12 protein-coding genes and 1 tRNA gene are annotated in these 14,871 nt (G+C 63.4%); 8 read left to right on the top strand and 5 right to left on the bottom strand.

Going from position 1 to position 14,871, the window contains the following annotated elements:
- Positions 1 to 227 precede the first annotated feature (227 nt).
- The 5 genes from ACZYR5_RS27695 to ACZYR5_RS27675 all read right to left on the bottom strand — a co-directional run bounded on the left by ACZYR5_RS27695 (position 228) and on the right by ACZYR5_RS27675 (position 4,347).
- Positions 228 to 303: transfer RNA gene (locus ACZYR5_RS27695), tRNA-Gly, on the bottom strand.
- Between the two features lie 62 nt (positions 304 to 365).
- A complete protein-coding gene (pgsA, locus tag ACZYR5_RS27690; protein ID WP_489092624.1) occupies positions 366 to 926 on the bottom strand; it encodes a CDP-diacylglycerol--glycerol-3-phosphate 3-phosphatidyltransferase in 561 nt (186 codons plus the stop codon).
- Between the two features lie 32 nt (positions 927 to 958).
- Positions 959 to 2,782: an excinuclease ABC subunit UvrC gene (uvrC, locus tag ACZYR5_RS27685; RefSeq protein WP_489092623.1), complete on the bottom strand. Its 1,824-nt coding sequence runs from the start codon at positions 2,780 to 2,782 to the stop codon at positions 959 to 961.
- 2 nt (positions 2,783 to 2,784) lie between these two features.
- The gene (gacA, locus tag ACZYR5_RS27680; protein WP_027620325.1) at positions 2,785 to 3,426 is read right to left on the bottom strand and encodes a response regulator transcription factor GacA; all 642 of its coding nucleotides are present in this window, start codon (positions 3,424 to 3,426) and stop codon (positions 2,785 to 2,787) included.
- Between the two features lie 162 nt (positions 3,427 to 3,588).
- The gene (locus ACZYR5_RS27675) at positions 3,589 to 4,347 is read right to left on the bottom strand and encodes a carbon-nitrogen hydrolase family protein (protein WP_489092622.1); all 759 of its coding nucleotides are present in this window, start codon (positions 4,345 to 4,347) and stop codon (positions 3,589 to 3,591) included.
- 614 nt (positions 4,348 to 4,961) lie between these two features.
- Here ACZYR5_RS27675 and ACZYR5_RS27670 point away from each other — a divergent pair.
- The 8 genes from ACZYR5_RS27670 to ACZYR5_RS27635 all read left to right on the top strand — a co-directional run bounded on the left by ACZYR5_RS27670 (position 4,962) and on the right by ACZYR5_RS27635 (position 14,760).
- Entirely contained in the window at positions 4,962 to 6,047 is a 1,086-nt protein-coding gene (locus ACZYR5_RS27670; RefSeq protein WP_489092621.1) for a 3-deoxy-7-phosphoheptulonate synthase, read from the top strand.
- A gap of 197 nt (positions 6,048 to 6,244) precedes the next feature.
- Positions 6,245 to 7,126: an esterase/lipase family protein gene (locus tag ACZYR5_RS27665; protein ID WP_489092620.1), complete on the top strand. Its 882-nt coding sequence runs from the start codon at positions 6,245 to 6,247 to the stop codon at positions 7,124 to 7,126.
- Between the two features lie 130 nt (positions 7,127 to 7,256).
- The gene (locus ACZYR5_RS27660; protein WP_008369704.1) at positions 7,257 to 7,538 is read left to right on the top strand and encodes a peptidylprolyl isomerase; all 282 of its coding nucleotides are present in this window, start codon (positions 7,257 to 7,259) and stop codon (positions 7,536 to 7,538) included.
- A gap of 91 nt (positions 7,539 to 7,629) precedes the next feature.
- Positions 7,630 to 9,498 carry an extracellular solute-binding protein gene (locus tag ACZYR5_RS27655; protein WP_489092619.1) on the top strand — a complete coding sequence of 623 codons (1,869 nt, stop codon included), beginning with the start codon at positions 7,630 to 7,632 and terminating at the stop codon, positions 9,496 to 9,498.
- Complete coding sequence (locus tag ACZYR5_RS27650) at positions 9,498 to 10,562, top strand: microcin C ABC transporter permease YejB (RefSeq protein WP_489092618.1); 1,065 nt, start codon at positions 9,498 to 9,500, stop codon at positions 10,560 to 10,562. Before ACZYR5_RS27655 ends, ACZYR5_RS27650 begins: the two co-directional genes overlap by 1 nt.
- Entirely contained in the window at positions 10,562 to 11,584 is a 1,023-nt protein-coding gene (locus tag ACZYR5_RS27645) for an ABC transporter permease (protein WP_489092617.1), read from the top strand. The genes ACZYR5_RS27650 and ACZYR5_RS27645 overlap by 1 nt, the downstream gene beginning before the upstream one ends.
- Before the next feature lie 14 nt (positions 11,585 to 11,598).
- Positions 11,599 to 13,176 (top strand): ABC transporter ATP-binding protein, encoded by a 1,578-nt coding sequence (locus tag ACZYR5_RS27640; RefSeq protein WP_489092616.1) that lies wholly within the window; start codon positions 11,599 to 11,601, stop codon positions 13,174 to 13,176.
- A 168-nt stretch (positions 13,177 to 13,344) separates the two neighbouring features.
- Positions 13,345 to 14,760, top strand: a complete 1,416-nt coding sequence (locus ACZYR5_RS27635; protein WP_489092615.1) for a sigma-54 interaction domain-containing protein — start codon at positions 13,345 to 13,347, stop codon at positions 14,758 to 14,760.
- Positions 14,761 to 14,871 lie beyond the last annotated feature (111 nt).

The raw sequence follows: 14,871 nt of genomic DNA, 5'->3' as shown, positions 1-14,871 counted from the left end.
AGCCTCCGGCTAGGCCAGCCAAAAAAGAGCGGTATTGTGCCTACAACGGACGGATATCGAAAGGAATTCGCTTGCAAGCCGTCTGCGGGGCCGGTGGGCGGGGCTTTGAGGGAGGGGAAACGCCGTAGTTTTTTTTGCGAGCAGGCCCGCTTCTGCAGTGCGGGGTCCACTTGAACTCAAATTTCAGGCAAAAAAAAGCCACTCGATTGAGTGGCTTTTTTAGAACTTGGAGCGGGAAACGAGACTCGAACTCGCGACCCCGACCTTGGCAAGGTCGTGCTCTACCAACTGAGCTATTCCCGCGTCTTGGTGGGCGTATTCTAGCGAAATTCGAATACGCGTCAAGCCTTTGATTCAAAATAGTTTTATTTTTTATCCAGATCGGTTTTCAGGTGCGGCCAGGCGGCGCGCAGGTAGTGCACCATCGACCACAGGGTCAGGCCGGCGGAGACCATCAGCAAGGCATAGCCCACCAGCACCCAGAAGCTGAAATCAGACGGGTTGGCCAGCAGGATCACCAGCGCCAGCATCTGCGCGGCGGTTTTCCATTTGCCGAGGTTGGACACGGCCACCTGGGCCCGTGCGCCGATTTCGGCCATCCACTCGCGCAAGGCGGAAATGACGATTTCGCGGCCAATGATCACGGCCGCCGGCAAGGTCAGCCACAGGTTGGCGTGTTCCTGGACCAGCAACACCAGGGCCACCGCGACCATCAGCTTGTCGGCCACCGGGTCGAGAAACGCCCCGAACGGTGTGCTCTGTTCCAGCCGGCGCGCCAGGTAACCATCCAGCCAGTCCGTCGCCGCGGCGAAGGCAAAGACCGAACTGGCAGCCATATAGCTCCAGTGGTACGGCATGTAGAACAGCAAAATGAAGATCGGGATAAGCAGGACGCGTAGAACGGTGATCAGATTAGGGATATTCATCGGCACAACTGGCTACGAGGTGAGGGGGCATTCTACTCGCTGTGCAGGTTTGCATAAATCAACTCTGCGAGCTTTTTACTGATCCCCGGTGCTTTGGCGATCTCTTCGATGCTTGCACGAGACAGCTCCTGCAATCCACCAAAATGTTTCAACAGGTCGCGACGACGGGTCGGCCCTACCCCGGCCACGCCTTCAAGCGTCGAGGTGCGACGGGTTTTACCACGGCGGGCGCGGTGACCGGTAATCGCAAAACGGTGGGCTTCGTCGCGGATCTGCTGGATCAGGTGCAGCGCCGGCGAGTCGCCGCGCAGGGTGAATTCATGGGCGGCGTCATTCAGGTACAGGGTCTCGAAACCGGCCTTGCGCGTCGCGCCCTTGGCCACGCCCAGCAGGATCAGATCAGGCACCGCCAGTTCATTGAGCACATCACGCGCCATCGACAACTGGCCCTTGCCGCCGTCCACCAGCAGGATGTCCGGCAGCTTGCCCTCGCCGTCCTTGAGCTTGCTGAAGCGTCGGGTCAGGGCCTGGTGCATGGCCGCGTAGTCGTCGCCCGGGGTCACGCCTTCGATGTTGTAGCGCCGGTAGTCCGACTTCAGCGGCCCTTCCGGCCCGAACACCACGCAGGACGCCACCGTGGCTTCGCCGCTGGAGTGACTGATGTCATAGCATTCCAGACGCTGCGGCGGCTCATCCAGATTCAGCACCTCGGCCAGGGCGTCGAAGCGTGCGGCGACGTGCTGACGGTTGGCCAGGCGCGCGCTGAGCGCCTGTTCGGCATTGGTCACCGCCAGCTGCTGCCAGCGCGCCCGCGTGCCACGAACCCTGTGGCTGATGGTCAATTCGCGACCGCGCAGCTCGTGAATGGCTTCGATCAGTGCAGGGAAGTCCTCGTGGACCACGTTGACGATCAACTCGCTGGGCAAGTCGCGCTCAGGACTGCTGATGAAATACTGTCCGAGAAATGCCGCCATGACCTCGGCGACGTCTTCCTCGATACCCACCTGCGGGAAAAAGTTCTTGCTGCCCAGCACCCGACCACCGCGCACGCTGATCAGGTGCACGCAGGCGCCACCTGGGTTGACGAAGGCCGCGACCACGTCGACATCGCCGCTGCCACCTTCCATGCTTTGCTGGTCCTGGACCCGGCGCAGCAGGGAAATCTGGTCGCGAAATTCTGCTGCGCGTTCGAAGTCCAGAGTGCTGGCCGCCGCCTCCATGCTCGCCGACAGCTCGTCGGTCAGGGCATTGCTGCGGCCTTCGAGAAACATCACCGAGTGGCGCACATCCTCGGCGTACACCTCGGGTTCCACCAGGCCGACACAGGGCGCCTTGCAGCGCTTGATCTGGTATTGCAGGCACGGCCGGGTACGGTTCTTGTAGTAGCTGTCTTCGCACTGGCGGACAAAAAAGGTCTTCTGCAGCAGGCTCAGGCTTTCGCGGATCGCCCCGGCGCTGGGGTACGGGCCGAAGTACTTGCCCTTGGCCTTTTTCGCCCCGCGATGAATGCTCAGGCGCGGGAACGCACCGTCCGAGAGGAACACGTACGGATAGGACTTATCGTCACGCAGCAGGATGTTGTAGGGCGGCCGCCATTCCTTGATCAGCGTCTGCTCGAGCAGCAGCGCCTCGGTCTCGTTGGCGGTGATGGTGGTTTCGACTTGAGCGATACGCCCCACCAGGGCCGCGGTTTTCGGCGCCAGGCCGGTCTTGCGGAAGTAACTCGCCAGGCGTTTTTTCAGGTTCTTGGCTTTGCCCACGTAGAGCAGGCGCGCATCGCTGTCGAACATGCGATACACACCGGGGCGGCCACTGCAGGTCGAGAGGAAGGCAGCAGAATCGAAGGGTTCAGTCATTATCAGAGGCTGGCATCGACCATGCCATGACGCACCGCCAACAGCGTCAACTCGACGTCACTGCTGATCGAAAGCTTTTCGAAAATACGGTAGCGATAAGTGTTCACGGTTTTCGGCGACAGGCAGAGTTTGTCGGAAATGATCTGCACCTTCTGGCAGCCGACAATCATCAGGGCAATCTGGATTTCCCGTTCGGAGAGGCTGTCGAAGGGCGAGTCGTTGCTCGGCTGCACCGATTTGATCGCCAGTTGCTGGGCGATCTGCGGGCTGATGTAGCGCTGGCCGGCAAACACCAGGCGAATCGCCTGGACCATTTCGTTGAGCCCGGCGCCCTTGGTCAGGTAGCCGGCGGCGCCTGCCTGCAGCAGGCGCGTGGGGAATGGGTCTTCTTCACAGACGGTGACGGCCACGACCTTGATGTCCGGGTGGCTACGCAGCAGTTTGCGCGTGGCTTCGAGGCCGCCGATGCCGGGCATCTTGACGTCCATCAGGACCACATCGGGTTTCAACTCGCGCGCCTTGAGCAGGGATTCCTCCCCCGACTCGGCCTGGCCGACTACTTGCAGGCCATCGATGTCCGCCAGCATTCGCGTGATACCTGTACGAACGAGATCATGGTCATCGACTACTAGCACCCTAATCAAGCAGACACCCCGCGATATAGTCTTGTGTTGGTTGCCGGACACCTTAGCAAAAAGCATCCGGCAGACCTAGCGGCAGGCGCGATTAAAAATGCATTCGATGCCACCGCCAACGCTTGTACTAAACGCCCTACAGACGTTTCATCGCAGGTCCGGGCGCGCCACTCAAGCCTGCTCCAGCGAACGCCATTCAGCGCTCCAGCCTTGCGCGTCACGCCGGGCGACCAGCAAGCCATCGCCGGCAGCGGGTGCAGCGGCGAGCAACGCACCGTCCGCGGTCCAGACCGCACTGCGCCCCGCCGACTCCCAGCCGCCGGTCGCACCGCCGTGGTTGGCCATCAGCACCAGCATCGAATGCGTCGCGGCATGACCTTGCAGCAGTGCGCTGTCCACCGCGTAGCCTGCGGGACTGATCAGCACGCCGGCGGCATACACATCGGCGCCGAGGGCTGCGGCGGCAGCGGCATGGCTGGCATGGCAGAAGTCCGCGCACACCGCCAGCGCCACGCTGCTGTCATCCAGGATCAAGGGCGCACCACCCGTGCCCGGGGCAAACGCCCGCTCCTCCCCCGGGTGCAGATGCTGCTTGCTGTAGACCGCCAGCGAGCCGTCCGCCGCCAGCACCAGCGCACCGATCAGCACCGGGCCCTCGGTGCTCAGGCGAATCGGCATGCCGACCACCGCCGTGACGCCCACTTCCCGCGCCAACTCGCGCAATGGCTGCAGCACTGTTGCGTCCGGGGCGATCGCCAGGTCTGCGGCCAGGTCAGGCTCGTAGCCGGTCAGCGACAGTTCGGGAAACACCAGCAATTGCACGGCCTGTTCGGCGGCCGCCTGGATAAGGGACTGGTGGCGGGCGATATTGGCGTGCAAGTCGCCAGCGATGGACGTCGATTGGGCCGCAGCGATCGTCAGAGTGTTCATCCTGGCTGTTCCTTGATGGGGGGCGTGGGGCAATCGCCGAGTCTGGCATAAAGAGCGGCTCGATTTGCGTCATTCACGCCGATAGCAATTTCCGATTGAAACCCGGCACCGGCCTCTAGTAAGCTCGGCCCATTCAACGGAGACAGACCCCATGTTGCATTGCCCTTCCCAGCTTTCCACCGTCAGCGCCCTGCGCTCGGTTGCGGCTGCGCGGGCGAACGGTGTCTGCGCTCCGGCAGCGTTTTATTTTGGGTATTGGTTTAGCCACTGGCGCGCCTGATACCCACACGGCGGCCACTACTCAAGGGGTCGCCTGCCAGAGAATTCTCAACCCCCGGTCGGCTCCCCGACCGGGGGTTTTGTTTTTTCAGCCCCACCCCTTTTTAGCGACATCACTGACTTCAAGGACTACCGACATGAACTACGCCACTTATTACCGCTACGACTTCAGCGCCTGGCGATTTAGCAAGCTCCGTTCGGGACAGCCTGCCGCCTCCGATCGGTCGCCTATCGGTGGCACGCACTCACACCCAGCCAATACGGCCAATTGTCGAACACCCCAGTAGGGCCGAGCGCGCGGGCACGAACCCGCCGCCAGCCGAGGAAGCCTGAACATGAACTCGTCCATCTGCGCATTGCCACTGACCACCCAGAATTGCGCCAATGAAGCCCTGACCCAGCGTCTGCCCAGCTCATTGCAGCTCAAGCAACAACTGCCCCTGACCCTGGCCCTGAGCCAACAGGTCGCCGCCCATCGCCAGGCCGTACGCGCCATCCTCGACGGCACGGACCCGCGCCTGCTGGTCGTGGTCGGTCCCTGCTCGATTCACGATCCGCAATCCGCCCTCGAATACGCCGCCAACCTGAGCCGCCTGGCCGCTGACGTCAGCGATGAAATGCTCATCGTGATGCGCGCCTACGTCGAAAAACCGCGCACCACCGTTGGCTGGAAAGGCCTGGCCTACGACCCACGCCTGGATGGCAGCGACGACATGGTCGGCGGCCTGACCCTGTCCCGCGAACTGATGCGCGAAATGCTCCGGCTCGGCCTGCCGATTGCCACCGAACTGTTGCAACCGATGGCCGCCAGCTACTTCGACGACCTGCTGAGCTGGGTGGCGATTGGCGCGCGCACCACCGAATCGCAGATTCACCGGGAAATGGCCAGCGGCCTGGGCATGCCCGTGGGCTTCAAGAACGGCACCGACGGCGGTGTCGGCGTGGCCACCGATGCGATGCGCTCGGCCGCCCATCCGCACCGCCACTTCGGCGTCGACAGCCAGGGCCATCCGGCGATCATCCACACCCCGGGCAACCCCGACACCCACCTGGTACTGCGCGGTGGCCATCGTGGCCCCAACTACGACGCGCGCAGCGTGGCGCAGATCGAAGGCGACCTGCAACGCTTGAACATTGCCTCGCGGATCATGGTCGATTGCAGCCACGCCAACAGTGGCAAGGACCCGCTGCGCCAGCCCGAAGTGTTCAATAACGTATTGGCCCAACGCCTGGACGGCAATCGCGCGCTGATCGGCGTGATGATCGAGAGCCACCTGTTCGAAGGTTGCCAGCCACTGGGCGCGAACCTGCGCTACGGCGTCTCGGTCACCGATGGCTGCCTGGGTTGGGACGCCACCGAACGCCTGTTGCGCAACGCCAGCCAGCAACTGCGCGCCTGGTCCAGGGTGGCCAACGCCTGAGCCGGGCGCCGCACGATGGACACTGCTCCCACGCCCGACTTGCGGGCCGGGGCAGGCGTCCAGGGCGAATGCTCCGACTGTTTCTATTCCGTCTTCAGGCACCGATCAGCGGCGTTGTCACACAGCCGCCCCCGCAGGGCCTGGATTAGAGTGATGAGGCTACACCCCTCCAGAACTCACGGACTACAGGCACGCCTATGCAACGGAATGCAAGCACGCTCTACCCCATCCTGCTGGTGCACGGCCTCTTCGGCTTCGACCGCATCGGCACCTTCGAACTCTTCCACGGAATCCGCCAGGCCCTGAGGAATGCCGGCGCCCACGTTTTCATTCCCTACCTGTCGGCCACCCACAGCAATGAGCTGCGCGGCCAGCAACTGATCGAGCAGATCGAGCGGGTGCTGGACGGCACCGGCGCGCGCAAGGTCAACCTGATCGGCCATAGCCAGGGCGCGCTGGCGGCCCGCTATGCCGCCGCCCAAGCGCCGCACCAGGTGGCGTCGGTGACCTCGGTCAGCGGCCCCAACCACGGCTCGGAACTGGCCGACTGCCTGCGCAAGGCGCTCAAGCCAGGCCAACTGCCCGAGTACATCGCGGTGGCGGCCTCGACCCTGTTTGTCGAGTTCCTCGGCTATCTCGGTGGCCGCAAGCAAATCCCGCACAATGCCATCGCCGCCCTCAACGCCCTGACCACCGAGGGTGTCACGGCGTTCAACGACAAATACCCCCAAGGCCTGCCCGACACCTGGGGTGGCCAGGGTGCGCAGCAGGTCAATGAGGTTCACTACTATTCCTGGAGCGGCACGATCCAGGGCTCGGTCTTGAAAGAAGGACGCAACGCACTCGATCCGCTGCACGCATTCTGTCGCGGCTTCTCGCAGTTTTTCGACCGTGAGGCCGGGCACAACGACGGCATGGTCGGGCGCTTCAGCTCACACCTGGGCACCGTGTTGCGCTCCGATTATCCGATGGACCACCTGGACAGCATCAACCAGACCGCCGGCCTGGTGCGCAGCGGCATCGACCCGGTCGATCTGTACCTGGAGCACGCCGATCGTTTGCGACAACAGGGACTTTAATCAGTGAACAGCCGAGTATTTTCGACCAGCGGCCCGTCGATCCGGGATCAGGCGTTAGATTGACAAGAAATAGCCCACTGAATCCGGTAGGCTCAGCATCTTTACCGCACATTGAAAGGAGATTCTTCCCATGGCAAAAGCCACTGCCCGTCACATCCTGGTTGCCAGCGAAGCCAAGTGCAACGAACTCAAGGCGCAGATCGAAGGCGGCGCTGATTTCGCCGAAGTTGCCAAGGCCAACTCCACTTGCCCATCGAGCCGCCAGGGCGGTGACCTGGGTTCGTTCGGTCCAGGCCAGATGGTCAAGGAATTCGACACCGTGGTGTTCAGCGCACCGGTCAACACCGTGCAGGGCCCGGTCAAGACCCAGTTCGGCTACCACCTGCTGGAAGTGACCAGCCGCCAGGATTGATCCCAGGCACCTGAGTTGAACAACGGCCCACCTTTTGGTGGGCCGTTGTGTTTGTATAGGACCATCGATCACCCGGCGTTCAAGGCTGACAATGCGACTGGCTTTCTCTTCCTTCATATTCTCCGTCCTGGCCTTGCTGCTGAATGCCGCAGCGGTGTACGCAAGCCCCCAGCACGCCCTCACCGTCTATGGTGAACCGGCCAAATACCCTGCCAATTTCAGTCACTTCGAATACGCCAACCCCCTGGCCCCCAAGGGTGGCAGCCTGCGCCGTTCGGCGATTGAAATCGGTCGTTTCGACCACGTCTCGCCCTACATCGACAAAGGCATCGGCGTCAGCCAACTGGACGGCATGGTCTACTCGCCGCTGGCCCAGCGCTCCCTTGATGAACCCTATACCGTGTACGGCCTGGTGGCGGAAAAAATGGAGCGGGCCGAAGACGGTTTGTGGCTGCGTTTCTACCTCAATCCGAAAGCGCGCTTCGCCGATGGCACGCCGATCACCGCCGAAGACGTGCGCTACACCTTCGACCTGCTGATGACCCAGGGCAGCCTGCGCTACCGCGCACAGTTCGCCGACGTCAAAGGCGTCGAAGTCGAGTCGCCGCGCGTCGTTCGCTTCGACTTCAAGAACAACGAGAACCGCACCCTGGCACTGGACATCGCGACCCTGCCGGTGTTTCCCGAGCATTGGTGGAAGACCCGCGACTTCGCCAACGGCGGCGGCTACGAAGCCCCACTGGGCAGCGGCCCCTATCGGGTGAGCAAGGTCGATTCGGGGCGCAGCATCACGTTCCAACGCAACCCGGACTGGTGGGGCAAGGACCTGCCGGTGAGCCGCGGCCTGTACAATTTCGACCGTTTCAGCATCGAGTACTTCGGCGACACCGACGTCGCCCGCCAGGTGCTGCGCGGTGGTGCCTACGACTACAACCGCGAGTTCTCCGCCACCGCCTACTCCATCGGCTACGACAGCCCGGCCCTGAGCGACGGCCGCCTGCAGAAGGCCCATCTGGCCAAACAGGGTCCGCAGCCGTCCCAGGGTTTCGTGTTCAATCTGCAGAACCCGATCTTCCACGACCGCCGGGTGCGCCAGGCGCTGGCGATGCTCTGGGATTTCGAGTGGAGCAACCGGCAGATGATGCGCAACCTGTACATCCGCCAGCAGAGCTTTTTCTCCAACACCGAACTGGCCGCCCGCCAACTGCCGGATGCCGCCGAGCTGGCGATTCTCGAACCGCTGCGCGGGCAGATTCCCGACGAGGTCTTCAGCCAGGTCTTCGAAGCGCCGAAAACCGATGGCAGCGGGTTGATCCGCGACAAGCAACTGCAAGCCCTGGCCCTGCTCGAGGAAGCCGGCTGGAAACCCGACGGCGATCGCCTGGTGAATGCCCAGGGCGAGCCGCTGGCGTTCACTTTCCTGATCAGCCAGAACGGCATGGACCGCCTGCTGCTGCCGTGGAAACGCAACCTGGCGCAGATCGGCATCAACCTCAACATTCGCCTGATCGACGCCTCGCAGTACGTCAACCGCCTGATGAGCCGCGACTACGACATGATCGTCACCGGCTACCCGGTCACCACTTCGCCGGGCGGCGAACTGTTCAACTATTTCGGCTCGGCGGCGGCCAACGATCCTGGCTCGAACAACTACATGGCGTTGCAAAATCCTGCGGTCGATGCGTTGATCGGCGGCCTGGTCAAGGCTTCCACCCAGGCCGACATGCTGCGCCATGCCCACGCCCTGGACCGGGTGCTGCAATGGAACTACTACTGGATTCCCAACTACTACCCGCCAGGCACTTCCACCGTGTGGTGGAACCGCTTCGGCATGCCGGCAATTCCGGCGAGCAATGACGAAGCCATCGAGACCTGGTGGGAAATGAGCAGCACCGCGCTGACCAATGAGCAGATGGCCGCCGAGCGCATCAAGCGCGGCCAACCCGGAGGACCTCACTGATGCTGGCCTACGTCCTGCGCCGCCTGCTGTTGATCATCCCGACCCTGGTGATCATCCTGCTGGTCAACTTCGTCATCGTCCAGGCCGCACCCGGCGGCCCGGTAGAACAGGCCATCGCCCACCTCCAGGGAATCGGCAGCGGCGCCAGTGCCGTCGGCAGTTCCGGCGATGGCCTGAGCCGAGGTTCGCGGGCCAGTCGCGGGCTCGATCCGCAACTGATCAAGGACATCGAGAAACAGTACGGCTTCGACAAACCGGCCCACGAACGCCTGTGGCTGATGCTCAAGAGCTACGCGCAACTGGACTTCGGCAAGAGCTTCTTTCGCGGCGCCACGGTCACCGATCTGATCCTCGAAAAAATGCCGGTGACCATTTCCCTCGGCCTGTGGGCGACCCTGATCACCTACCTGGTGTCGATCCCGCTGGGCATCCGCAAGGCGGTGCATCACGGCAGCTCGTTCGACGTCTGGAGCAGCACCGCGATCATCCTCGGCTATGCGATGCCGGCTTTCCTGTTCGCGATGTTCCTGATCGTGGTGTTCGCCGGGGGCACCTCGCTCAACTGGTTCCCGGTGCGCGGCCTGGTTTCGGAAAACTTCGAACAGCTGTCGACCCTGGGCAAGATCGCCGACTACTTCTGGCACCTGGTCCTGCCGGTGACCGCACTGGTGGTCGGCGGCTTCGCCACCCTGACCATCCTGACCAAGAACTCGTTCCTCAACGAAATCACCCGCCAGTACGTGGTCACTGCCCGCGCCAAGGGTTTGAGCGAGCGCCGGGTGCTCTACGGCCATGTGTTCCGCAATGCGATGCTGCTGGTGGTCTCGGGGATTCCCCAGGCATTCATCAGCGTGTTCTTCGCCGGTTCCTTGCTGATCGAAGTGATTTTCTCCCTCGATGGCCTGGGGCGCATGAGCTATGAGGCGGCGGTGTCGCGGGACTATCCGGTGGTGTTCGGCTCGCTGTTCATCTTCACCTTGTTCGGCCTGCTGATAAAGCTGGTGGGCGACCTGTGCTACACCCTGGTCGACCCGCGTATCGACTTCGCCGCGAGGAACGCCTGATGTTCACCCTCTCGCCCCTGGCGCGCCGACGCTTCGAACGCTTCAAGAAAAACCGCCGTGGCTGGTGGTCGCTGTGGCTGTTCATCGGCCTGTTCCTGCTGACCCTCGGCGGCGAGCTGATCGCCAACGACAAACCGCTGGTGCTGAGCTACCAGAACAGCCTGTACTTCCCGGCCTTCAAGCGCTACACCGAGCAGGAATTCGGCGGGCAACTGCCGTTCCAGGCCGATTACCGCAGTGAATACGTGCAGAAGCTGATCACCCGGGACGGCGGCTGGATGCTGTTCCCGCCGATCCCGTTCAGCGACGACACACCCAACTACGACCTCAACCAACCGGCGCCGAGCCCGCCGTCCAAGGTCAATTGGCTGGGCACCGACGACCAGGCGCGTGACGTGCTGGCGCGGGTGATCTTCGGCGCGCGGGTGTCGATCCTGTTTGCCCTGGCGTTGACCTTCATCAGCGCCTTGATCGGCATCGCCGCCGGCGCCCTGCAGGGCTACTACGGTGGCTGGGTCGACCTGATCGGGCAGCGCCTGCTGGAAGTCTGGTCGGGGTTGCCGGTGCTGTACCTGCTGATCATCCTGTCGGGTTTCGTCGAGCCGAATTTCTGGTGGCTGCTGGGGATCATGGCGCTGTTTTCCTGGCTGGCGCTGGTGGATGTGGTGCGCGCCGAGTTCCTCCGTGGGCGTAACCTGGAGTACGTCAAGGCCGCCCGCGCCCTCGGCCTGAGCGACCGCAAGGTAATCGTGCGGCACATCCTGCCGAACGCGATGAACGCCACCCTGAGCTACTTGCCGTTCATTCTCACCGGGGCGATTTCGACCCTCACCGCCCTGGATTTCCTCGGCTTCGGCATGCCCGCCGGCAGCGCGTCGCTGGGCGAGTTGATCGGCCAGGGCAAGCAGAACCTGCAAGCACCCTGGCTTGGCCTGACGGCGTTCTTTACCCTGGCGCTGATCCTTTCTTTACTGGTGTTCATCGGCGAAGCCTTGCGCGACGCCTTTGATCCCAGGTCTTGAGGCGGACGTTTGCCATGAGCGACAACCTGATCGAAATCCGTGACCTCAACGTCGCCTTCAACGGCCAGGTGGCCGTGCGCAACCTGTGCCTGGATATCCGCCCCGGCGAGTGCCTGGCGCTGGTGGGCGAGTCGGGCTCGGGCAAGTCGGTGACGGCCCACTCGATCCTGCAGCTGCTGCCCGAAACCGGCACCGAATCGTCCGGCAGCATTCGCTATCGCGGCCAGCAATTGCTCGGTGCCGAGCCGAGCGTGCTGCGCTCGTTGCGCGGCAACCGCATTGCGATGATCTTCCAGGAGCCGATGACCTCGCTCAATCCATTGCACAGCATCGAAAAGCAGATCGGCGAAACCCTGCTGGTGCACAAGGGCCTGGGCGGCAAGGCGGCGCAACAACGGATCCTCGAACTGCTCGAACTGGTGGGTATCAAGAAACCGCTGGAACGGCTCAAGGCCTACCCCCACCAACTGTCTGGCGGCCAGCGACAACGGGTGATGATCGCCATGGCCCTGGCCTGCGAGCCGGAACTGTTGATCGCCGACGAGCCGACCACCGCGCTGGACGTCACGGTGCAGCGCAAGATCCTGCTGCTGCTCAAGTCGCTGCAACAGCGCCTGGGCATGTCGCTGCTGCTGATCAGCCACGACCTCAACCTGGTGCGCAGCATTGCCCAGCGGGTGTGCGTGATGCGCGCCGGCGAGATCGTCGAGCAGGCGCCCTGCGAGACTTTGTTCAGCGCCCCGCAGCACCCTTACAGCTGCGTGCTGCTCAACGCCGAGCCGGAAGGCGAAGCCCTGGCTCGGGATGAACGCGAGGCGGTGCTGGAGGTCGACAACCTCAGCGTGCGCTTCCCCCTGGGCGGCGGTCTGTTCCAGCGCAAGCAGTGGCTGCAGGCGGTGGACGGCATCAGCCTGAGTCTGCAGCGCGGCAAGACCCTGGGCATCGTCGGCGAGTCGGGATCGGGCAAGTCGACCCTCGGCCAGGCGATCCTGCGCCTGCTCGACTCCGAGGGCAGCATCCGCTTCCAGGGCGAGGCCCTCGATCGCCTCAACCAGAAGCAACTGCGGCCGTGGCGCAAGAAAATGCAGGTGGTCTTCCAGGACCCGTTCGGCAGCCTCAGCCCGCGCATGTCGGTGGCGCAGATCATCAGCGAAGGCCTGGAAGTGCACAGCCACTCCAGCGCCGAACACTGCGACGCGCAGGTGATCCAGGCGCTCAAGGAAGTCGGCCTCGACCCGCAAAGCCGCCATCGCTACCCCCACGAGTTCTCCGGTGGCCAGCGCCAACGCATCGCCATCGCCCGCGCCCTGGTGCTCAAGCCGGCGCTGATCCTGCTCGACGAACCGACCTCCGCCCTTGATCGCACCGTGCAGAAACAGGTGGTCGCCCTGCTCCGCCAGCTCCAGGACAAACACGGCCTGACCTACCTGTTCATCAGCCACGACCTCTCGGTCGTCCGCGCCCTGGCCCACGACATGCTCGTAATCAAGGACGGCAAAGTGGTCGAGCGCGGCGCCAGTCATGATGTTTTCGAGAATCCGCAGCACCCCTATACCCGGGAATTATTGGCGGCGGCGCATCCCGGAACTTGAATAGGTGTGGGCTCACTAACGCCGCACCTTTGTAGGAGCCGGCTTGCCGGCGAAGGCGGTGTGCCTGATGGCCCGCAGCGTATGGTTCGCTGCGATGCAGCGGCCCGACAAGCCAGCTCCTACGAAAAAATCACAAACATTCGACTGTGCGCCACAAAGGACACCCCCATGACCACCCCCGACGCCCTCCCCGACTACCAACGAGTCCGCAGCCTGGCGATCCGCTCGTTGTTCGAGATCATCGAGCAGTCCAGCGAAGGCACGGTGATGGTTGACCGTGATGCCAATATCGTCTGGATCAACGAGCGCTACGCCCGGCGCTTTGGCTTGGAATCGGCCGAGGTGGCGATCGGCAAGCCCTGTGAAAGCGTGATCCCCGGCAGCCTGTTGCGCCAGGTGGTGCGCACCGGGCGGCCGATCCTGCTGGACCTGCAGGACACCCCCAAGGAGCCGCTGGTGGTGATGCGTTTGCCAATTCACGACGATGCCGGCGCGGTGATCGGCGCCATCGGCTTCGCCCTGTTCGACGAACTGCAGAGCCTGTCGCCGATGCTCAAGCGCTACCTGAGCATGCAGCAGGAACTGGCCTCGACCCGCTCGCTGCTGCGGGCGCGCCAAGCCAAATACACCTTTGCCCACTTCATCGGCACCAGCGCCGCCAGCCTGGAGGTCAAGCGCCGGGCTCGACGCAGCGCCAGCACCGAATCACCGGTACTGCTGCTGGGCGAAACCGGCACCGGCAAGGAGTTGCTCGCCCAGGCGATCCACGGCGCCTCGCCCCGGGCACACAAGGCGTTCGTCAGCATCAACAGCGCGGCGATCCCAGAGGCATTGCTCGAGGCCGAATTCTTCGGCACCGCCCCTGGCGCCTTTACCGGCGCCGACCGCAAGGGCCGTCCCGGCAAACTGCAGATCGCCCAGGGCGGCACGCTGTTCCTCGATGAAATCGGCGACATGCCGCTGCCACTGCAAAGCAAGTTGCTGCGGGTGTTGCAGGAGAAGGAGTTCGAACCGGTGGGCTCGAATGAAATGCTGCAGAGCGATGTGCGGATCATCGCCGCCACCTCCATTGACCTCGAAGCGGCGATCCGCCGTGGCGAGTTCCGCGCCGACCTCTACTACCGCCTCAATGTGCTGCCGATCCAGGTGCCGCCCCTGCGCGAGCGCCTCGATGACCTGCCGGCGCTGAGCGAGGCGATTCTCGAAGAACTGCGCAGCCAGCACGAACTCGACAGCCAGGCCCTGGCCCTGCTCGGCCAGCACGCGTGGCCGGGGAATATTCGCGAATTGCGTAACGTGCTGGAGCGGGCGGCGTTGTTGAGCGATGACCTGGTGCTCGATGCCGGGGAGATTCGGGCGGCGATTGGCAGCCTGGTCCCGGTGTCGCCCAGCGCTTCGACCGCCATTCAACCACTGGCGCACGAGACCTTCAGCGCCGCCCGCGAGCGCTTTGACCGGCAGTTGATCGAGCAGACCCTGGCGCAATGTGGCGGCAAAGTGATCGAGGCAGCGGCTCGGCTGGGGTTGGGGAGATCGACCTTGTACAAGAAGATGGTGGCGTTGGGGATTGACGAGTCTCAATAGGGAGATTTTCGTCTGCTTTTAGAGACGCGCTTTGCGCGTTTCGCTGGCAAGCCAGCTCCTACAGGGTGTTCGCGGACGCCCGTAGGAGCTGGCTTGCCAGCGAAAGGGCCC

This window comes from Pseudomonas sp. F007 (genome assembly GCF_057814275.1).
This window is presented reverse-complemented; position numbering and strand designations above follow the sequence as displayed.